Consider the following 20,207-nt stretch of genomic DNA (forward strand, 5'->3'; position numbering starts at 1 on the left):
CATTCAATCGTGTAGAAAAATCTTTATGTTGAAAAAACCTGAAAGGTGTATTAGTATTCTTTAAGATTTCTCTATTTCACTTCGCTACAATCGAGATGACGAATAATTAATTGTAAACAAATGTTCCAAATTCACTGGTTAGTGTAACTTGTTTTTGATTTCCTTTTTCAACTCTACCAATTATTTGTGCATCAATATTAAAGCTTTTAGAAATGGCAATAATGTCTTCGGCAATCGCTTTTGGGACATAAATTTCCATTCTGTGACCCATATTAAATACTTTATACATTTCTTTCCAATCAGTACCAGATTGTTCTTGTATCAATTTAAATAACGGAGGAATAGGGAAGAGGCTATCTTTAATTACATGGACATCATCATTAATGAAATGCAATACCTTAGTTTGTGCACCACCACTGCAATGAACTAAACCATGAATATCTTTTCGATATGCATCTAAAACTTTTTTAATAACAGGTGCATAGGTACGTGTAGGAGATAAAACTAATTTCCCAGCTGTAATGCTATTTTGTTCGTCAAGCAGAACTTCGTCAGTTAATTTTTTACCGCCTGAGAATACCATATCTAAAGGTACAGCCGGATCAAAACTTTCTGGATATGTAGTGGCTATAGATTTCTCAAACACATCGTGACGAGCAGAGGTTAGTCCGTTAGAGCCCATTCCACCATTGTATTCGGTTTCATAAGTAGATTGACCATAAGAAGCCAAGCCTACAATGACATCACCATCCTGAATAGTATGATTGCTGATAATTTCATCACGTTTAATGCGACAAGTAACTGTCGAGTCTACAATAATAGTACGGACCAAATCGCCAACATCAGCAGTTTCTCCACCAGTAGAATAAATAGAAATTCCTAATGCTCTTAAGTCTGCTAAAATTTCTTCAGTTCCATTAATTATAGCAGCAATAACTTCTCCTGGAATTAGATTTTTATTACGTCCGATGGTTGAGGATAGCAAGATGTTTTCAGTGGCGCCAACACAAATTAAATCATCTAAATTCATGATGATAGCATCTTGTGCGATACCTTTCCAAACAGAAATATCACCAGTTTCTTTCCAATAGGTGTAGGCTAATGAAGATTTAGTTCCAGCACCATCGGCATGCATAATGTTGCAATAGGTTTCATCATTACCCAAAATATCTGGAATAATTTTACAAAATGCCTGTGGGAAAATGCCTTTATCAATGTTTTTGATAGCAGCATGTACGTCTTCTTTTGATGCAGAAACACCACGCTGGTTATACCTGTTATCGCTCATATTGCTTGCAAAGATAAGTTTTTAAGCTGAAAGACTAAAGCTGAAGACCAAAGAAATAAGTTAGCTAACCACAAATAATAGAATGAAAGCGGATTAATTAAAAAGAGGCTAACTTGCTCGTCCTTTCGAGCGAAGCCGAGAAATCTTTAGACTTTCTATTTTAAAGATCTCTCCGTTTCGCTGTGCTTCAGTCGAGATGACGATAGTTATAAAAAAAGCGTTCAAATTTTACATTTGAACGCTTTTTAGTATTAAAACTGAAAAAAAACTATTTTAAGAAAAGTAATTCTCTGAATTTAGGCAATGGCCAAACGCTATCGTCAACAATTTGCTCTAATTTATCAGTGTGGTAACGAATAGTATCAAAATAAACTTTCACTTTCTCATCGTAACCAATTGCTTTATCACGGCTATCTTCAATTGCATTTGTTTTCTTACGTTCTTCTAACATCGCATCGATATTAGTTTTAACAATATTAATGTGCTCAGATAGTTTGCTGATAATTGCCAACGGAGTAGCAATTGCTTCTTTGCTTAAACCAAGCTCTTTTAATCCTTTTGCATTTTCTATCAATACATTTTGATAAGCAATAGCAGCAGGCAAAATTTGGCTGTTTGCTACATCACCCATTACACGAGCTTCAATTTGTAATTTTCTGAAGAAACTCTCTAATAAAATCTCATGACGAGCGTGTAATTCGCGTTTACTAAAGATATTTGTTTTTGTAAATAATTCAGTGGTTTTTTCACTTACATAAGCATCAAGTGCTTTTGGAGTAGTTTTAATGTTTGATAAACCACGTTTTGCAGCTTCATCAGCCCATTCTTGGCTATAGCCATTTCCTTCAAAACGAATATCTTTAGATTCTTTGATGTATTTTTTGATAACCGTTAATAAAGCAAGGTCTTTTTTATCGCCTTTTTTGATTAATTTATCTACATCAGCTTTAAACTTCACTAATTGATCTGCAACGATTGCATTTAAAACAGTCATTGGAGCAGATGAATTAGCAGAAGAACCAACTGCTCTTAATTCGAATTTGTTACCTGTAAATGCAAATGGAGAAGTACGGTTACGATCTGTATTATCTAATGTGATTTGAGGGATTTTAGGAATACCTAACCATAAACCATTGTCTTCTTTAATTTTTTTGCTGATACGAGAGTGCTCAATCTCATCTAAAATCTCATCCAATTGCTGACCTAAGAAGATAGAGATAATTGCTGGTGGAGCTTCGTTAGCACCTAAACGGTGATCGTTGCTTACAGAAGTAATACTTGCTCTTAATAAATCTGCATGTTCGTGAACAGCTTTAATGGTATTTACGAAAAATGCTAAGAACATCAAATTGTTTTTAGGTGTTTTTCCTGGAGCTAATAAGTTCTTGCCAGTATCTGTAATTAACGACCAGTTGTTGTGTTTGCCGGAACCGTTAATGCCTGCATATGGTTTCTCGTGTAATAAAACTTTGAAGTTATGACGACGAGCTACTTTTTCCATTAAATCCATTAACAATTGATTGTGATCAATCGCTAAGTTGATTTCTTCATAAATAGGCGCACATTCAAATTGTGAAGGAGCAACCTCATTATGACGAGTTTTTAATGGAATGCCTAATTTTAATGCTTCGTTTTCGAAATCTACCATGTAAGCAAAAACACGCTCAGGGATAGAACCAAAATAATGATCTTCTAATTGTTGACCTTTAGCAGACATGTGTCCGAATAACGTACGACCAGTCATTACTAAATCTGGACGAGCATTAAATAACGCAAGATCTACTAAGAAATATTCTTGCTCAATACCTAATGAAGCAGTTACTTTAGTAATGCTTTTATCGAAATATTGACACACATCAACAGCCGCTTTATCCATAGCTGCTAATGCTTTTAATAGAGGTGCTTTATAATCTAATGATTCTCCTGTATATGAAATAAATACGGTTGGAATACAAAGTGTTTTTCCAGCTTTGCTTTCCATGATAAATGCAGGAGAAGAAGGATCCCAAGCGGTGTAACCACGAGCTTCGAATGTATTACGAATACCGCCGTTAGGGAAACTTGAAGCATCTGGTTCTTGTTGAACTAACGCACTGCCAGCAAATTTTTCAATTGCTCCGTCGCCGCTAGGCTCAAAAAATGAATCATGTTTCTCTGCTGTAGATCCAGTTAAAGGTTGAAACCAATGTGTATAATGAGTAGCTCCTTTACCCATTGCCCAAGTTTTCATTGCAGAGGCAATCTGATTTGCATCGTCTTGGTTAATTAATTCTCCTTGACCTATTGTAGAAATTAATTTTTCATAAACTTCTTTAGATAAGAAGTCTCTCATTTTTTTCTTATCAAAAACATTCGAACCAAAAAATTCAGAAATTTTCGATGATGGTGCATGAACTTCTGGTGAAATTCTATTTTGCGCCTCTTTTAGAGCAATTGTTCTTAGACTTTTCATTAGTTTGTTTAAATTTTATCCAAAAATATAATTTTTAATCTATTTTTTCAATCAATTTTAAATTATTGTCCTGATTTTTTTGACTTTTTTAGTTAAATCCTGATTTTTTTGTTGAAAATGTAAAAAATGTTTAAAAATACACCTCAAAAATATTTTTATTAAAACTTATGGAATACTTCTACACCTATCATCATAGTTAAAAAACTTACAACTATGTTTAACAACTCATCAAATTTATATGGTAGCGAGTGGCTCGCTCTCGTATTTAGTAACAGAAACAAAAATTATGGAGCTTATGAACTAAGATCTCAGTCTTCATCAATTTTAACAAAGTCTTTGTTTATCGCCGGTACCGTTTTTATTTCCATGTTTGTTATCCCTATGGTATATGCATATTTTAAACCTGCTCCAGAAGTATTAACAACTAGAGTGATTGAGATTGCAAATCCTGAGGCTATTCATCAACTAAAAAAGGAAGAGCCTAAAAAAGAAGAACCAATTAAAAAGGCAGAGCCGATTAAACAGCAAGTTGCCGCTAAAAGCGTAAGTATAAGTGTAAAAGTAGTGAAGAATCCGGTTGATGATACACCGCCACCAACCACTGCGCAAATACAAACTTCAATTGTAAGTAGCACTTCCCAAGATGGAGCTGAGGGCAAAGCAAATGCTGAACCTATAGCTAATACTGGCGGCAATGGTTTGGGTACAGCGCCAGAAGGAACAACTGATAATAACATATATGTGGACGGAGTTGAAAAATTTCCAGAATTCCCTGGTGGAATGGCTGCTTGGACTAAATTTATTCAGAAAAACTTAAGATATCCTTATATGGCACAAGATGCTGGAATTCAAGGAAAAGTGTTTTTAAATTTCGTAGTAGAGAAAGATGGATCTATTACAGATGTAACTGTGAGCAGAGGAATAGGCTACGGTTGTGACGATGAAGCAGTACGTGTTATTAAAAAATCACCAAGATGGATAGCTGGAAGACAGAATAACCAAACGGTTAGAGTTCGTTATAGCATGCCTATCAGCTATATGTTAAATTAATGCCGAAGTTTAATACTAATTTTAAAGCGATGAACACATGTTTATCGCTTTTTTTATGTTAAGCCATCCATTTTTGATACCACATTTGAAATTGCAGTAGCAGCCATACTTTTTGTGCATTATAAGCGGTCGAATTTGCATAAAAAGCAGATTTAATCCTTAAAACCTCTTCATTATTTAATAAGTTATGCTGATTTAAGCTTTTTGGAGATAAATAAGTTTCTATTAATGGTTTAAATGTTGTTTTTAACCAAGAAGCTAATGGAATAACAAATCCTTTTTTAGGTTTATGCATTAAACTTTTAGGAATGTATTTATTAGTAATCTTTTTAAGCAAGTATTTCTGTTCACCATCTTTAATAAACCACTTAGAATCAAGTGTAGTTAAATAAGCTATTAAATCGGTTTTTAACAATGCATCTCTATTGTCAATGCCAAAATGCATAAAGCATTTATCGCTCATAGAAAGAATGTTGTTTGGTAAATAATCGTGTAAATCGTGAATTAAAAGATCCTTTATGTTTTGTGCTTTATTTTTAGAACGCGTAGAGAAAGTATAATTGCTACTTAAAAGTCTATTAATTTCGTTTGTGGTAAAGCATGCATTAATTGCTAAATACTTATTTAATAAACCATCAGCCTCTAAAACCTCTTTCATTTTTGGCTGAGTTTTTTTTAAGAAACTAATAAAGGCATTTTTTAAAAACGATGGAATGCGTTTATGAGCTAGTTCATCTAATTTAATTGTTTTAGCATAGGTTCTATAACCCCCAAATAATTCATCGCCGCCTTCTGCACCTAATAAAACTTTTACTTCTTTATTTGCTTTTTCTGCAATAAAAAGCAGCGGAAGTACACCGCTATCTCCAATAGGTTCATCAAAAATAGTGGGTAAATTTTTAACAATATTTAAAGCCTCATCTTTATCAAGGTAATATTCGTGATGATTGGTTTTTAAATATTCAGCAATTTTACTGGCTTGCGGTGCTTCATCTAGCTTTTCATTTTTAAAACCAACCGTAAACGTTTTTATGCGTTTGGTTTGATTTTTTTGCAAAATAGCAGCTACGGTAGAGCTATCGTACCCTCCACCTAATAAAACGCCCACGGGCACATCGGCTACATTTCTTTTTAAAATGGCTTCGGTTAAATGCTCTTCTATTTTTTCTAAAATCTGGTCTTCAGTTTCTACTTCAGGTTTTTCAATGGGGGCGAAATTTAACTTAAGCAAACTATCGTAACTATTTCCACTGTGTATATCTACGGTAGTAAAGGTTCCTTTTTTAAATTTAAAGATATGCTCGTAAATCGTTTCATCGTTTGTGAAATATCCATACCTCAAGAAAGCCGCTAATGCATTTTTATTAATATTTTTTTGAGCAACATTGTAGGCAAATAATGCACCAATTTCTGAGGCAAATATGTAGCAGCCTTTATTTTTATAATAGTATATAGGTTTGGCTCCAATTTCATCCCTAGCAATAATCAGCTGATTTAACTTTCGATCTATTAACGCAAAAGCGAAAGAACCATCTAACTTCTCAAATGATTTTGTACCCCATTTTTTATAGCTTTCTAGTATAACTTCCGTATCGGTTAAGGTAGAAAATATTACACCATATTTAATTAAAGTTTCCCTTAGCTCTAAATAATTATAAATAGCGCCGTTAAATGTAATGCTGTAATTTCCGCAAGCTGTGGTTAAGGGTTGTAATGCTTTTTTACTTAAATCTATAGTGGCCAAGCGCTCATTAGCTATGCCTAATGTATAATGTTCTTTTTGATCGAAAATAAAACCACTACCATTACCACCCCTATGGATTAAAATTTCAGATGCTTTTTTAAGATTAGCTTCACTTATGCTATGGTTATGATCAATAAATCCCGTTATTCCACACATAAGGTTAATTAGAGTTTGAGCATAATTGCTCCTTGCTTTTTGTTGATATTTGGTTACCCCTTATAAAATTCAGTAATCAATTCATTCAAAAATTGATGAATGCATCTTATAAAGTTTTGTAGGATTGTTAGTCCAAACTTACAAATATTGAGCCAATATTAACTAAATGATTAAGTATAACAATGACCCGATATAAAAAAAGCTATCCGTAGTATGGATAGCTTTTAATTTTATTTACTGTGTTGTTCTACCCATTTTCTAGCATTTACAAAAGCTTCCATCCAAGGAGAAACTTCATCTTTTCTTCCTTTTGGATAGTTTGCCCAATGCCATTGGAATAACGAACGTTCAATATGCGGCATCATCACTAAATGTCTACCTGTTTCATCACATAACATTGCCGTATGGTAATCAGATCCGTTAGGTGCTGCAGGATAAGTTTCATACGCATATTTAGAAACAATTTGATACTTATCCTCACTGTATGGCAATTGAAATCTTCCTTCGCCATGCGATACCCAAACACCCAATGTGCTACCTGCCAACGTAGATAGCATTACAGATTTGTTTTCTTGTATCGTTAACGAAGTAAAGATACTTTCGTGTTTACCGCTTTTGTTGTGCAACATTTTTGGCTTCTCTGCATGGTCTTTATTAATTAAGCCTAGCTCTACAAATAGTTGACAACCGTTACATACACCAACGGACAATGTATCTTCACGATTAAAGAAGTTCTCTAAAGCAATTCTAGCTTTTTCATTGTACATAAATGCACCAGCCCAACCTTTTGCCGATCCTAATACATCAGAGTTAGAGAAACCGCCAACTGCACCAATAAATTTAATGTCTTCCAAGGTTTCTCTGCCTGCAATCAAATCAGTCATGTGTACATCTTTCACGTCAAAGCCTGCTAAATACATCGCATTGGCTAATTCACGTTCAGAGTTACTTCCTTTTTCACGAATAATAGCTGCTTTTGGTCTTGGCTTAGTGGTATCAAATACAGGTTTCTTTCCATCAAATTGACTTGGGAAAGTATACTTTAATACATGGTTTTTATAGTTGTCAAAACGTTCTTTCGCTAAACCGTTTCCAGTTTGTTTGCTATCTAATAAATAAGAAGTTTTAAACCATACATCACGCAAATGATCAATATCAAAAGAGAAATGGTCAGCTGCATTTTTTAGTTCTAGCGTAGCTGATGACGTTACGTTCCCTATTTTATGGAAGCTGATGTTATTTGCCTGGAAAACACTTTCTACAGCAGCATCTGCTTGGAAAACGATACCAATATTTTCAGCGAATAATAATTTTATGCTATCGGCTTCGCTTAAAGATGATAGATCTAAAGATGCACCTAAATCGCGATCAGCAAAACATAGCTCTAATAACGTAGTAATTAAACCACCGCTACCAACATCATGTCCTGCTTGTATTTTATCTTCTTTAATTAACTGTTGAATAGTATTAAAAGCAGTTTTAAACTTTGCAGCATCTTTAACATCAGGAGTTACGTTGCCAATTTTATTTAAAATTTGAGCAAATGACGAACCACCTAGTTTATAGGTGTCATTACTTAAGTTGATGTAATAAATGTTACCACCATCTTTTTGTAAAACAGGCTCAACTACTTTCGTGATATCATCACAATTACCACCTGCAGAAATAATTACCGTTCCTGGCGCAATTACATCACCATCTTTGTATTTCTGTTTCATTGAAAGCGAATCTTTTCCTGTCGGAATATTGATTCCAAGTTCAATAGCAAAATCAGAACATGCTTTAACTGCTTCGTATAATCTAGCATCTTCGCCTTCATTTTTACATGCCCACATCCAGTTTGCTGATAAAGAAACAGATGTTAAGCCATCTTTTAATGGTGCCCAAACGATATTCGATAACGCTTCTGCAATAGCAATTCTACTTCCTGCTCCTGCATCAATTAAAGCAGATAGGGGAGCATGACCAACTGAAGTGGCAATTCCTTCCTTTCCTTGAAAATCTAAAGCCATCACACCACAATTGTTTAATGGCAATTGCAATGGACCAGCGCATTGCTGTTTTGCTACTCTACCACCAACGCATCTATCCACCTTATTGGTTAACCAATCTTTGCTGGCAACAGCCTCTAATTGTAAAACTTGCGCTAAATAAGTAGTTAACTGCGTTTTATCGTAAGCTACCGCTTGATATTTTCGATCAATGGTTTGATCTTCCATTACCACTTTCGGAGAACTACCAAACATATCTGCTAAAGCTAAATCCATTGGTTTAGCACCAGAAGTAGCAGATTCGAAAGTAAAACGATGGTTGCCTGTAACTTTTCCGACCGTATACATTGGCGAACGTTCACGGTCAGCAATTTTTTGTAACGTTTCAATATGGTCATTGCCAATCACTAAACCCATTCGTTCTTGTGATTCGTTGCCGATAATTTCTTTTGCAGAAAGGGTAGGGTCACCTACCGGAAGTTTATCTAAATTAATTAATCCGCCAGTTTCTTCCACCAATTCAGAAAGACAGTTTAAATGTCCACCTGCGCCATGATCGTGAATAGAAATAATCGAATTGTGATCACTTTCTACCATGCCACGAACTGCATTTGCAGCACGTTTTTGCATTTCTGGGTTAGAACGTTGTATCGCATTTAATTCGATTCCTGTTCCATGTTCACCTGTATCGGCAGATGAAACTGCTGCGCCACCCATTCCAATTCTATAATTTTCACCACCAAGAATAACAATGTTATCACCTTCTTGTGGTTTTTTCTTTTGTGCTTGACTCGCCTTTCCGTAACCTACACCACCAGCAAGCATAATTACTTTATCAAATCCTAATTTGCGGTCGTTTTCTTCGTGTTCAAACGTTAAAACTGAACCTGTAATTAGTGGTTGACCAAATTTATTGCCAAAATCAGTAGCTCCGTTAGATGCTTTGATTAAAATATCCATTGGCGTTTGATACAGCCATTTTCTCTCTTCTACACCTTTTTCCCAAGGTCGGCCTTCTTCCAAACGAGATAAAGCTGTCATGTAAACCGCAGTTCCAGCTAAAGGCAAAGAACCTTGTCCGCCAGCCAAACGATCTCTAATTTCGCCACCAGAGCCAGTTGCCGCACCATTAAATGGTTCAACAGTTGTTGGGAAATTATGTGTTTCAGCTTTTAATGAAATTACCGATTGGAAATCGCTTGTGGTATAGTAATCAGGTTCGTCGGCACGTTTAGGTGCAAATTGTTGCACCACCGGACCCTTAATAAAAGCAACGTTGTCTTTATAGGCAGAAACAATACCATTTGGATTTGCTTCTGAAGTTTTACGAATTAATTTGAATAGGGAAGTAGGCTGTTCTACACCGTCAATGACAAACTTGCCATTAAAAATTTTATGCCTACAATGCTCAGAGTTTACTTGAGAAAAACCAAAAACTTCCGAGTCCGTTAACGGACGTTCTAACTTTTTAGCTAATGAATTTAAATACTCAACTTCTTCATCGCTCAAAGAAAGTCCTTCTTGCTTATTGTAAGCTGCAATATCAGTAATTTCTAAAATTGGCTCAGGTTTAATATGTATAGTGTACACATCTTGAGCTAAACCCTCATATTTTTGAGAAAGCATGGGATCGTATGCTGAAAAATCTTCTGCTACTTTTTTAAATTCTTCTATTCTGATAATGCCAGCAATGCTCATGTTCTGCGTAATTTCTACGGCATTGGTGCTCCATGGTGTTATCATCGCAGCACGAGGACCAACAAAAAAACCGCTTAACGCAGTCTCATTTTGTTTTTTGGCACCGCCGAATAACCATTCAAGTTTTGTAACATCAGTTGCTGAAAGGGGCTGTTCTGTTTGAAGAACAAAAACCTCGTCGGATTGACTTAAGAAGAAATGAATCATGCTTGTTTTTTGAAGACGCAAATTTAGGGTTAAAATTTTAAAAATGCCAGTTAAACGAGGGATAATATTACCTACTTTTGAACAATTAATGTAATAATTAAGGGGTTTTCCACATTAGAAATTATTAGACTTATCAAATGTTCAATCGTATTCATCACATTGCCATTATTTGTACAAATTACGAAGTTTCTAAAGACTTTTATGTCAATAAATTAGGTTTTGAAGTGTTGGCAGAAGTATATCGGGCAGAGCGTAAATCGTATAAATTAGATTTAGCTGTAAATGGGGTGTATCAACTTGAACTTTTCTCTTTTGAAAATCCAGTAGCCAGACCATCACGGCCAGAAGCTGCGGGCTTAAGGCATTTAGCTTTTGAAGTTGACCATGTGGAAGAAACAAGTTTAATGCTTAACGAAAAAGGAATACTAACCGAACCCATTCGGGTAGATGAATTTACAGGTAAGAAATTTACTTTTTTTACTGATCCAGATGGTTTGCCCTTAGAGATTTATCAGAAATAGTAAGATTTCTGATTTCGATTTTTTTGTGATCTGTCATTCCGACTTTGGAGGAATCTATCTTAAGCATATAGACAGATCCTTCGCTATGCTCAGGATGACAAAGGGAAGAGATCTCCGTTCACCTCAGACACAATAGGAAAGATGATTACAATTATGCCTTGTTATGTTTTTGTCATTCCGACTTTGGAGGAATCTATTAGAAAGAATGTAAAAAAATTATTAAATTGTTCGATGCGAGATCATAATTATTTTGTTTACATATTGACTAATTACAATAAAACGGTTCTTTATACAGGTGTTACCAATGACTTAGCCATCAGAATTGAACAACATAAAAATGGAGATAATAGATATTCTTTCACAAAAAAATATAAGTGTTTTTATTTAGTTAACTTTGAACGATATCAATATATTAACGATGCAATTGATCGTGAAAAAGAAATAAAAGGTTGGACTAGGGCTAAAAAAGACAAATTAATTGAAAGTGAGAATAAAGAATGGAGAATTCTTAATGAGGAAATAATGGATGATTAAAACGCGTCGTTTATACGCTTTGATATTCCATTTTGTCATTCCGACTTTGGAGGAATCTATTGATAAAGTAAGTAGACAGATCCTTCGCTACGCTCAGGATGACAAAGTGCGATAGGTAGTTGTTTAACCTAAGGAATACGAAACACTTTTTCATTCCATTTGTCATTCCGACTTTAGAGAATCTATTGATAAAGCATGTAGGCAGATCCTTCACTACGCTCAGGATGACAAAAGAAGGAGGATGATAACAAAACAAAAACATTAAATTTGAAAGTCTATTACATATATGAGTATTTTCAAGTTTAAACAGTTTGAAGTTGATCAACGTGGCTGTGCCATGAAGATAAATACAGATGGCGTTTTATTAGCGGCACTAGCAGAAAGCAATTCCCCTAAAAGGATTTTAGATATTGGCACTGGAACTGGGGTAATTGCCTTAATGTTAGCTCAACGCTTTAATCATGCCCATCTAGAAGCCGTAGAGATTGATGAAGAAGCCTCAAAAACAGCAGATCGGAATTTTAAGTCATCAATTTTTAGCGATAGATTAACCATAAACCATAGGGCAATTGAACAATATAGTACTATTGATAAATTTGATTTAATAGTTTCTAATCCACCTTACTTTGTAAATGATTTAAAGAATTTAGAAGAAAAGAAAGGAATTGCTAGACACACAAACGAGGAGTTTTTTAACGATTTGCTGGTAAAAGTAAATTCTCTATTAACTGAAAATGGAAGCTTTTGGTTTGTATTGCCAATTAAACAAGCAGAACTATTAATTAAAAATGCAGCAAAGTGTGGTTTATTCATTTCAAAACAAATTCATTTACATTCTGATGAAAACAAACCTGAATTTAGACGGATTGTTTGCTTAAAAAGTGTTGACGCCACACCAATTCATGAACATTTTTACATCTACGAAAGCGAAAAGGTATATACCAAAGCATATAAAGATTTACTAAAAGATTTCTTTTTGGGCTATTAGAGCCTTTAAATTTCTTAATATAAGTACTCTGTTCTTTTAACATTAAGGGATTAAGAAAATCTTTCAAGCGCAATTTCTTAAAGCTTAACTTCTTAATGTTTTAAATCATGGCCTGATCCAATAGCTATCGGATGACAAAATTGCTTAACAAAAAGATTATCGCACAAGCCCCAATTAACGTAAATTTGGCTAATTCATTATATTAAGAATAGTTTATTAGTTCCAATGAAAAAAATAGGTTTACTTTCTGATACGCATGGTTTTTTAGATGATGCTGTGTTTAAATATTTCGATGAATGTGATGAAATATGGCATGCTGGAGATTTTGGTAGTGGCGTAGCAGAGCCTTTAGCGGCATTTAAACCTTTGCGTGGTGTTTATGGAAATATTGATGGTAAAGACATTCGGTCAACCTATCCTGAAAATTTACGGTTTATGTGTGAGGATGTTGATGTTTGGATGACGCACATCGGTGGCTATCCCAATCATTATGCTCCACAAGTAAAAGCAGAAATATACACTAAGCCGCCCATGTTGTTTATAAGCGGTCACTCACATATTTTAAAAGTAATTTTTGACGAGAAAATAAAATGTTTACATATTAACCCCGGTGCGGCTGGAAAACATGGCTGGCATAAAGTAAGAACTTTGATTCGTTTTTGCATTTCAGCAGAAAAAATACATACCTTAGAGGCCATAGAATTAGGGAATAGATAACGTAAAAAATACACTAAGTAAAATATGTCGGGTATAAAAACATTAGGTCAGTTCATTATTGAAAAACAATTAGATTTCCCATACGCAAAAGGTGAGCTTTCGAGATTATTAAGAGACATTGGTATCGCTTCGAAAATTGTAAATAGAGAAGTAAATAAAGCAGGCTTAGTAGATATTTTAGGTGATGCAGGCACGACAAACATACAAGGTGAAGGACAGAAAAAGTTAGATGTATATGCAAATGAGCAATTTATATCGGCCTTAACCAGTGGCGGAGAATGCTGTATTGTAGCTACCGAAGAAGAAGATGAATTTGTACCAATTGATTCGCCAGTCTCTAAAAATGCCAAATATATTGTGTGTATCGATCCTTTAGATGGATCATCCAATATAGATTGCAATGTGGCAGTTGGTACTATTTTTTCAATTTACCGCAGAAAATCTGTAGAAGGAATGGCTACTTTGGCTGATGTTTTACAAAAAGGAACCGAACAGGTTGCGGCGGGTTATGTAATTTACGGATCATCCACCATGTTGGTGTATACCACTGGAAAAGGTGTGAATGGCTTTACCTTAGACCCATCTATTGGTGAATTTTGTTTATCGCACCCTAACATGAAAATACCAGAAGATGGAATTATTTATTCTATAAATGAAGGTAATTATGTCCATTTTCCAGATGGGGTAAAGAAATACCTAAAATATGCTCAGGTAGAAGATTTAGCAACTAAAAGACCCTATACCTCCCGTTACATTGGTTCTATGGTGGCCGATATTCATCGTAATTTAATAAAAGGAGGCATTTATATCTATCCAACTACAGCGGCTTCGCCAAATGGAAAGTTAAGACTATTGTACGAATGTAACCCAATGGCTTTTATTATTGAGCAAGCTGGTGGTATAGCATCTGATGGATTAAATCGTATTTTAGACATCGAACCAACAGAATTACATCAACGTACCTCTATATTTATTGGTTCGGCAAAAATGGTAAAAATGGCAGAGGCGCTAATGGCCGAACATTCGCCAGTTCACAGTTTGTCGAATGAAAACTCAGAAGAGAAATTACAGCAAATGGGTGTAATCGGAGGGATAGATTAGGTTAATTTATGCCATCCGCTTTCAAATAATTTTTAGATTGCAGTTTATTCAACCTAATAACTAGGAAAAAGGATTTGCAGTCTTATCTTTGCAAAAAAAAAGTAATTGGATGAAAAATACAGAGGAATTTCCAGCATTAGCTTATATCGTTAAAACGTTAACGAAAGCAATTGCCGATTCGAAAGTGGAGCAAAAATCAGCAACAACATATACCGTTAAGGATGGAAATGATGAGATTGTTTTGGAGCAAACATCAGGTGTCAATGGGATTGCTACTGCAATAGTTATCACCGATAAAAGGAATATTATATTCAGCGAAGACTTATTAGAAACCTTACAGGACATTCACACTACTGTAAAAGGTGATGATGCACTTAAAGCTTCTTTAAAAGATACCACTATAATTATCAATGGATTAGATATTGAAACCGACTTTGTATTTCAAGCAGTTAAAGATTTTTTAGATCAGGTAAGCAATAGCTATGAGTTTGTGCAAACTGTTGAAACCAATGTGACTAAACTAGGAGCAGGCTTTAAGTTTGGTAAACATATTTTTAGATTAAACATTACAAACGAACCCAATGCCATTACCTTAGAACCAAGATTTGTTGCTTCTTTTGATGCGGGTATTCAGAAAACGATTACCGACGACATTACTAAAGTTCAGCTTGCTGTAAATAAGATGTTTAAGCAATCGTAATAACGTTTTTTTTAACATAAAAGCCCTATGCTGTTTTAATTAACGTATAGGGTTTTTTTAAGCTTAAGAAATTAACTCGTCACATTGCCTAAGTATTGGCTGTCTGATTGAGAAGTACGGTCGGCAGCCACGAAACCGATGTATACATGAAATTCGACAGCTGAAAAATGAGCGTCTAGCTCGATTTTTAATTCGCCATCTTTTCTAAAAGCGCCATTGAATATTCTCGTAGTTGCAATTTTATGTAAGGGATCATACACCAATAGCATCAGCTGATCCGCTTCATCCTCATAATTTACGTCAGCTACATCCCAAGTAATGCGCAATTCTGGATCATTCCATGCCATAGCAGGATGTGTAGCTGGAGGCAATACGCCACCACTAATTTTAAATAGGGTAGGGTCTATGTCGAAATTACCATCAGCATCATGTACTAAAACTTCTCGTCTGGTGTAAGCTAGGGCAGCACGAAAGCCTCCTGTTTTGGTATAATAATTAGCAAAACCAACTTTTAGCAAATCCTTTAGAGGCTGAAGGTAAGCTTGTACCATGCTCAACTTTTTCTGATTTTTCAGTTCGTTTGCCGTGAAATGAGTTCTTTTTTTAGGTAATGACCGAATGATGCATCCATCATCGTTAATTACACCCACCACTGTACCCACTTTGCCAGAGAAGCCGCCTAAAATTCCATTGATTAATCTTGCCATACACGATTTGATTTAATCAAATGTAGGTGGGAGTTAGCACTAAAGCAACTTAGATGATGTTATAAAATGTTAATAATTAGATGTTTACACATATATAACAAGGTCAGCAATCTTGTTTACACCCTGTTATCACCTTGTTTGCACCCTGTGAACTGCTAGTTAAAATTAGATGTGTAAACACATAATGCTCTTTAAAAAAGATTGAATTATTTTTAAAAAAGATTTTTAATTAAGCCAGTTTTCGTTCTGCTTCGAAAAAAGCGTCAATAGCAAGTTCACTTTTGTTTTGTGAAGCTGCTACCGCTAAGCGGTCACAACGTTCATTTTCTGGGTGATCGTTATGACCTTTAATCCAGATGAATTTAATGGTATGTAAGTTATGAAGATTGAGGTATTGAATCCATAAGTCTTTGTTCTTTTTGTCTTTAAAGCCTTTTTTTACCCAACTAAATACCCAACCTTTTTCAACAGAATCAACTACATATTTTGAATCGGAATAAATGGTAACCTGTTGACCTGGTTTTTTGATGGCTTTTAAACCTTCTATCACTGCCAGTAATTCCATTCGGTTATTGGTGGTTAACCGAAAGCCACCACTCAATTCTTTATAATGTGCGCCAGCACGTAAAATTACTCCATAACCACCTGGGCCAGGGTTGCCACTTGCTGCACCGTCTGTATAAATTTCTATCATAAACTAACCCAAAGCTAGCTTTTTATCGGGTATAATTCATTCATTACACTCTTTTCGGTAAAATATTTAACTGGAAACGATTGGTTTTTAAAACGTTAAAATAAAGATGGATTGAAATTTTTAAAAAAATTTGATTAGCTTATTAAAAGTCGTACTTTTGTTGCTCTGAAAAAACACGGTGGTTGTAGCTCAGTTGGTTAGAGTATTGGTTTGTGGTGCCGAGGGTCGTGGGTTCGAGCCCCATCAGCCACCCAGAGTTTTGAAAGCAGTTCTGAAAAGAGCTGCTTTTTTTGTTGAATATGGTTTAAAGGGCAACACTGCACTGATTTCAAAAATGAAGAATGTAGAAGAATTAGATTCTTAACTTTACATTTTGAAACTTCGAAACGCTATGAAATGGATTACTCGTGAACATCCAAAGATAGACCGAATTGCTTGCCCATGGCTTATCAAACGGTTTATTGATGTCGATGCTGAAATTATATACATACCATTTGATCAAGTGATTGCTAAGGCTAAGGAACTAAATGCTGTGCCCTTTGACTTGCCGGGAGTAGAATATAGCCACTATGAAGATCAATGTACCTTTGACTATTTTTTAAAAAAGCACAAACTAAAAGATGATGCATTAGACCGCTTGGCAGCAATTATACGGGGAGCGGATACAGATCGATTGGATTTTGCACCTCAAGCAGCTGGGCTGTCGGCCATCTTCCTCGGACTTTCCCAGAATATCAAAGATGACCATGAACTTTTGGAAATTGGTATGAAAATTTATGATGGGCTGTACACTTGGGCAAAGTATCTGTTCGACCAAAAACATACCCAGGCCCCTGTCGAACAATTACTGCTTGATGTTTATCATAAATACCTTAAAGCGGGAATGAAAAAGGCACCAGCGTGGACTATGGAACTTAGGGAAATGATACAGGACCAGATGGATACCAATATGTCCATAAGTCTAAGGCAGGCCTCAGATGAATTGGAAATCAATCCAGCTTACCTTTCAAGAGAGTTTTCAAAATACTTCGACAACTTGTCCTTTGGAGATTATATCCGCAAGATGCGGATCGATAAGGCGATTGTGCTGCTTGAAACAACAACTTATCCTTTGACCGAGATTGCCTACCTGACCGGGTTTTCAGACCAGAGCCATTTTACAAGGATATTTAAAAAACAAACTGGTGAAAATCCTTCGGCCTATAGAAAAATTTCCAGGAAAGGTAAAAAGGATACCAAATAGTTAATTCGGTTCTATTTTATCCTATTTCTCCTAGGTAGTTTTAGGTCATGAAGAAATACGCTATCTTGGTTATCATTTTAAGCACTTACTTTACCGTTTCCGCTCAGGAAAACTATCCTAAGATTGCAGGTTATGCCGGTATTGTGCACCCTATTACCACTTTCAGCCCCGCTGGCAACGATCTTAACTTTGATGGTCACTATGTGGTCGGTATGCCAATTGGTATTAATCTATGGAAAAGCAAAAAAATAGGATTTTCTTTTGAGGTAGTTTCCTATGTGAGGGTAGAAAATGGTACTAGCAAAATGTCGAACCTGCTTATTCACCCGGGTGTGCTCGTTTCTCTTGGCAGTGGTTTTACTTTTGCTGGTCGTCTTGCATTTGAAACTTCTGGACGATATGGATTTACACCCGTGCTAAATAAGGTTGTTATTAAGAATAAGGCTAGCAGTTTTTTCATTGCCCTTCCGGTTCCATTAAGGTTTGGAAATGATAAACCGTTTTCTACTACAGTCGCCTTTCAATTTGGTATAGCTTTTTAGATTATGGAAAAAGAAAAATTACCATATAGACTGAGTGATCTGGTCATCTATTTCTTAAAGCTTGGCACGTGGGGCTTTGGAGGCCCTATTGCATTGGTAGGTTATATGAATACCGATCTTGTAGAAAATAAAAAATGGATTAGTGAAGAAGAATATAAAGAAGGTTTGGCACTAGCGCAACTAGCACCTGGGCCATTGGCAGCCCAGCTTGGTATTTATATCGGTTTTGTACATTATAGGTTTCTTGGAGCAACACTAGTTGGGTTTGCTTTTGTGCTACCATCTTTTATCATGGTTGTGCTATTGGGAATGGCGTATAAGCTTTATAGTGGCTTGCCATGGATGCTCGCTGTATTTTATGGGGTAAGTGCCGCAGTGATTGGAATTATTACAATCAGTGCCTATCGGTTGACCATTAAGTCGGTAGGCAAGCTTAATTTTGTAGATTTTAAGGGCAAATGGCTCTTGTGGTTTTTTTATATTGTAGGTATCGCTGTCACTGTAATTATCCAAAAGGAAGATATTCTGCTTTTTACTGCTTGCGGTATAATCTATATGCTTGTAAAGGTGCCACCCAGTTGGGTAAAGAAACCTAATACACTTCCTTCAATTCTTATTGTCGGGACTGGATTTTGGCACTATGAGGGAAAGACACTTCAAGAAATTGGATGGTTTTTTCTAAAGGCTGGAGCTTTGGTGTTCGGTAGCGGTTTGGCCATTGTTCCCTTCCTACACGGAGGTGTTGTTGAACAGTTCGGTTGGCTGAATGAACAGGAATTTGTTGATTCGGTAGCTGTTGCTATGATTACTCCAGGGCCAGTAGTAATTACTGTAGCATTTATAGGATATCTTGTAGCGGGTTTTCCTGGAGCCTGTGTTGCAGCATTTGCAACTTTTTTACCCTGTTACCTTTTTACTATAGCACTTGCACCTTCATTTAAGAAAATCGCTAAGAATGCAAGCATCAAAGCATTTGTTGATGGGATCACATCAGTTGTGGTGGGCGCACTTGTAGGGGCGGTTCTAGTGATAGGACATCGTAGCATTATTGACATCCCTACAGCGCTCATTGCAGCCATCAGTATTTATGCGTTAATTTATACCAAGAAATTAAAGGAACCTCATATCATTGCCATATCAGCATTACTGGGTATTATAATCAAACTACTTTTATGAAAAGAGGAGATTTTTAAAAACAGGAGAATTGGCGAGTGCAGATTAATTCTTCCAAAAGTTGATGCTAGTTATTCAATGCTGTCGATGAACCATTTACCTTTTCTTTGCGATAAACCAAATACCAAAAAATCTTTAGAGACAAACGTAAACCTTACTTTGTTTTTAGTTAAACGAATACTTGTTCCTTTATTAAGCAGTTTAAGATTGCTTTCATAATCTTGGGTTAATAACACCATATCCATATCAAACCCTTCTGGCGGACCTTCAGTTTGCTTTATGTTTAACAAATTAGTGTTGCAAAGACTAATATAATGTTCAATCGAGTTCAAGAATTTAGTGCTTAAAAAACCACTCTTTTTTAACTCTGCAAGGTATAAAGTTACGTTTGCTTTATTCACATAGTATGGTTTTGTAGGGGCTTGCTGCTGATTTACTAGCTGAATTTGGTTGAGTCTTTGTATATTTTTACTATACCAAAACAGAAAAGAACGTACTGTATGTTCTGGTGTCTCAGCCACTAAATTTTGGACTTTATTTGGCTCCTTTTGTATTTTGCCTGTGGTTATAGCAGTATGCTGTTTATTAAATAGCGTAGAAAAAGATAAGGTGATGATTAGGATGGTATTTTTCATAGAAGGTATTTTTGATGAATAGATTAATTAACCTTGCGAAATTATGCATAGCAGTATTAACAGCAT

The 20,207-nt window shown here is 35.5% G+C and carries 17 protein-coding genes and 1 tRNA gene; 11 read left to right on the plus strand and 7 right to left on the minus strand.

Annotation, left to right across the window (positions count from 1 at the left end):
* Positions 1 to 106 precede the first annotated feature (106 nt).
* Positions 107 to 1,288, minus strand: a complete 1,182-nt coding sequence (locus tag ACHMWN_RS11275; protein WP_397300968.1) for an AIR synthase related protein — start codon at positions 1,286 to 1,288, stop codon at positions 107 to 109.
* 268 nt (positions 1,289 to 1,556) lie between these two features.
* On the minus strand, positions 1,557 to 3,740 hold the full coding sequence (locus ACHMWN_RS11280; RefSeq protein WP_397300971.1) for a glutamine synthetase III: 2,184 nt from the start codon (positions 3,738 to 3,740) through the stop codon (positions 1,557 to 1,559).
* Positions 3,741 to 4,106: 366 nt separating this feature from the next.
* Here ACHMWN_RS11280 and ACHMWN_RS11285 point away from each other — a divergent pair, with 366 nt between their 5' ends.
* Entirely contained in the window at positions 4,107 to 4,790 is a 684-nt protein-coding gene (locus ACHMWN_RS11285; protein ID WP_397300974.1) for an energy transducer TonB, read from the plus strand.
* A 58-nt stretch (positions 4,791 to 4,848) separates the two neighbouring features.
* Here the strand turns inward: ACHMWN_RS11285 and asnB are convergent, their stop codons facing one another.
* A complete protein-coding gene (gene asnB, locus ACHMWN_RS11290) occupies positions 4,849 to 6,690 on the minus strand; it encodes an asparagine synthase (glutamine-hydrolyzing) (protein ID WP_397300975.1) in 1,842 nt (613 codons plus the stop codon).
* Positions 6,691 to 6,920: 230 nt separating this feature from the next.
* On the minus strand, positions 6,921 to 10,607 hold the full coding sequence (purL, locus tag ACHMWN_RS11295) for a phosphoribosylformylglycinamidine synthase (protein ID WP_397300978.1): 3,687 nt from the start codon (positions 10,605 to 10,607) through the stop codon (positions 6,921 to 6,923).
* 116 nt (positions 10,608 to 10,723) lie between these two features.
* Here purL and ACHMWN_RS11300 point away from each other — a divergent pair, with 116 nt between their 5' ends.
* From ACHMWN_RS11300 to ACHMWN_RS11325, 6 genes are all read left to right on the plus strand, one after another.
* Complete coding sequence (locus tag ACHMWN_RS11300; protein ID WP_397300980.1) at positions 10,724 to 11,107, plus strand: VOC family protein; 384 nt, start codon at positions 10,724 to 10,726, stop codon at positions 11,105 to 11,107.
* A gap of 141 nt (positions 11,108 to 11,248) precedes the next feature.
* Positions 11,249 to 11,641, plus strand: coding sequence for a GIY-YIG nuclease family protein (locus tag ACHMWN_RS11305; protein WP_397300983.1), 393 nt, complete (start codon positions 11,249 to 11,251; stop codon positions 11,639 to 11,641).
* Positions 11,642 to 11,927: 286 nt separating this feature from the next.
* Complete coding sequence (locus ACHMWN_RS11310; RefSeq protein WP_397300986.1) at positions 11,928 to 12,629, plus strand: tRNA1(Val) (adenine(37)-N6)-methyltransferase; 702 nt, start codon at positions 11,928 to 11,930, stop codon at positions 12,627 to 12,629.
* A gap of 225 nt (positions 12,630 to 12,854) precedes the next feature.
* Entirely contained in the window at positions 12,855 to 13,346 is a 492-nt protein-coding gene (locus ACHMWN_RS11315) for a metallophosphoesterase family protein (protein ID WP_397300989.1), read from the plus strand.
* Between the two features lie 24 nt (positions 13,347 to 13,370).
* Positions 13,371 to 14,447, plus strand: a complete 1,077-nt coding sequence (gene fbp / locus ACHMWN_RS11320) for a class 1 fructose-bisphosphatase (RefSeq protein WP_397300991.1) — start codon at positions 13,371 to 13,373, stop codon at positions 14,445 to 14,447.
* A 109-nt stretch (positions 14,448 to 14,556) separates the two neighbouring features.
* Positions 14,557 to 15,147, plus strand: a complete 591-nt coding sequence (locus ACHMWN_RS11325; RefSeq protein ID WP_397300993.1) for a hypothetical protein — start codon at positions 14,557 to 14,559, stop codon at positions 15,145 to 15,147.
* Positions 15,148 to 15,218: 71 nt separating this feature from the next.
* On the opposite strand, the gene ACHMWN_RS11330 is transcribed toward ACHMWN_RS11325, so the two are convergent.
* Positions 15,219 to 15,854 (minus strand): DUF6266 family protein, encoded by a 636-nt coding sequence (locus tag ACHMWN_RS11330; protein ID WP_397300996.1) that lies wholly within the window; start codon positions 15,852 to 15,854, stop codon positions 15,219 to 15,221.
* A 229-nt stretch (positions 15,855 to 16,083) separates the two neighbouring features.
* On the minus strand, positions 16,084 to 16,548 hold the full coding sequence (gene rnhA, locus ACHMWN_RS11335) for a ribonuclease HI (RefSeq protein ID WP_397300999.1): 465 nt from the start codon (positions 16,546 to 16,548) through the stop codon (positions 16,084 to 16,086).
* Between the two features lie 178 nt (positions 16,549 to 16,726).
* On the opposite strand from rnhA, the gene ACHMWN_RS11340 reads away from it, so the two are divergent.
* From ACHMWN_RS11340 to ACHMWN_RS11355, 4 genes are all read left to right on the plus strand, one after another.
* Positions 16,727 to 16,800 (plus strand) — tRNA-His (locus ACHMWN_RS11340).
* Between the two features lie 139 nt (positions 16,801 to 16,939).
* Complete coding sequence (locus ACHMWN_RS11345; RefSeq protein WP_397301002.1) at positions 16,940 to 17,791, plus strand: chromate resistance protein ChrB domain-containing protein; 852 nt, start codon at positions 16,940 to 16,942, stop codon at positions 17,789 to 17,791.
* A gap of 47 nt (positions 17,792 to 17,838) precedes the next feature.
* Entirely contained in the window at positions 17,839 to 18,333 is a 495-nt protein-coding gene (locus ACHMWN_RS11350) for a hypothetical protein (protein ID WP_397301005.1), read from the plus strand.
* 3 nt (positions 18,334 to 18,336) lie between these two features.
* Positions 18,337 to 19,509: a chromate transporter gene (locus ACHMWN_RS11355; RefSeq protein WP_397301008.1), complete on the plus strand. Its 1,173-nt coding sequence runs from the start codon at positions 18,337 to 18,339 to the stop codon at positions 19,507 to 19,509.
* A gap of 68 nt (positions 19,510 to 19,577) precedes the next feature.
* On the opposite strand, the gene ACHMWN_RS11360 is transcribed toward ACHMWN_RS11355, so the two are convergent.
* Positions 19,578 to 20,141, minus strand: a complete 564-nt coding sequence (locus ACHMWN_RS11360) for a hypothetical protein (protein WP_397301010.1) — start codon at positions 20,139 to 20,141, stop codon at positions 19,578 to 19,580.
* Between the last annotated feature and the right edge of the window lie 66 nt (positions 20,142 to 20,207).

It is taken from the genome of Pedobacter sp. UC225_61, assembly GCF_044452285.1.
Classification (GTDB): Bacteria; Bacteroidota; Bacteroidia; order Sphingobacteriales; family Sphingobacteriaceae; genus Pedobacter.

Bases quoted from the DNA above. Each gene is read 5' to 3' on its own strand.
- ACHMWN_RS11275 (WP_397300968.1), bottom strand. From the start codon at position 1,288: ATGAGCGATAACAGGTATAACCAGCGTGGTGTTTCTGCATCAAAAGAA.
- ACHMWN_RS11280 (WP_397300971.1), bottom strand. From the start codon at position 3,740: ATGAAAAGTCTAAGAACAATTGCTCTAAAAGAGGCGCAAAATAGAATT.
- ACHMWN_RS11285 (WP_397300974.1), top strand. From the start codon at position 4,107: ATGTTTGTTATCCCTATGGTATATGCATATTTTAAACCTGCTCCAGAA.
- asnB (WP_397300975.1), bottom strand. From the start codon at position 6,690: ATGTGTGGAATAACGGGATTTATTGATCATAACCATAGCATAAGTGAA.
- ACHMWN_RS11300 (WP_397300980.1), top strand. From the start codon at position 10,724: ATGTTCAATCGTATTCATCACATTGCCATTATTTGTACAAATTACGAA.
- ACHMWN_RS11305 (WP_397300983.1), top strand. From the start codon at position 11,249: ATGATTACAATTATGCCTTGTTATGTTTTTGTCATTCCGACTTTGGAG.
- ACHMWN_RS11310 (WP_397300986.1), top strand. From the start codon at position 11,928: ATGAGTATTTTCAAGTTTAAACAGTTTGAAGTTGATCAACGTGGCTGT.
- ACHMWN_RS11315 (WP_397300989.1), top strand. From the start codon at position 12,855: ATGAAAAAAATAGGTTTACTTTCTGATACGCATGGTTTTTTAGATGAT.
- fbp (WP_397300991.1), top strand. From the start codon at position 13,371: ATGTCGGGTATAAAAACATTAGGTCAGTTCATTATTGAAAAACAATTA.
- ACHMWN_RS11325 (WP_397300993.1), top strand. From the start codon at position 14,557: ATGAAAAATACAGAGGAATTTCCAGCATTAGCTTATATCGTTAAAACG.
- ACHMWN_RS11330 (WP_397300996.1), bottom strand. From the start codon at position 15,854: ATGGCAAGATTAATCAATGGAATTTTAGGCGGCTTCTCTGGCAAAGTG.
- rnhA (WP_397300999.1), bottom strand. From the start codon at position 16,548: ATGATAGAAATTTATACAGACGGTGCAGCAAGTGGCAACCCTGGCCCA.
- ACHMWN_RS11345 (WP_397301002.1), top strand. From the start codon at position 16,940: ATGAAATGGATTACTCGTGAACATCCAAAGATAGACCGAATTGCTTGC.
- ACHMWN_RS11350 (WP_397301005.1), top strand. From the start codon at position 17,839: ATGAAGAAATACGCTATCTTGGTTATCATTTTAAGCACTTACTTTACC.
- ACHMWN_RS11355 (WP_397301008.1), top strand. From the start codon at position 18,337: ATGGAAAAAGAAAAATTACCATATAGACTGAGTGATCTGGTCATCTAT.
- ACHMWN_RS11360 (WP_397301010.1), bottom strand. From the start codon at position 20,141: ATGAAAAATACCATCCTAATCATCACCTTATCTTTTTCTACGCTATTT.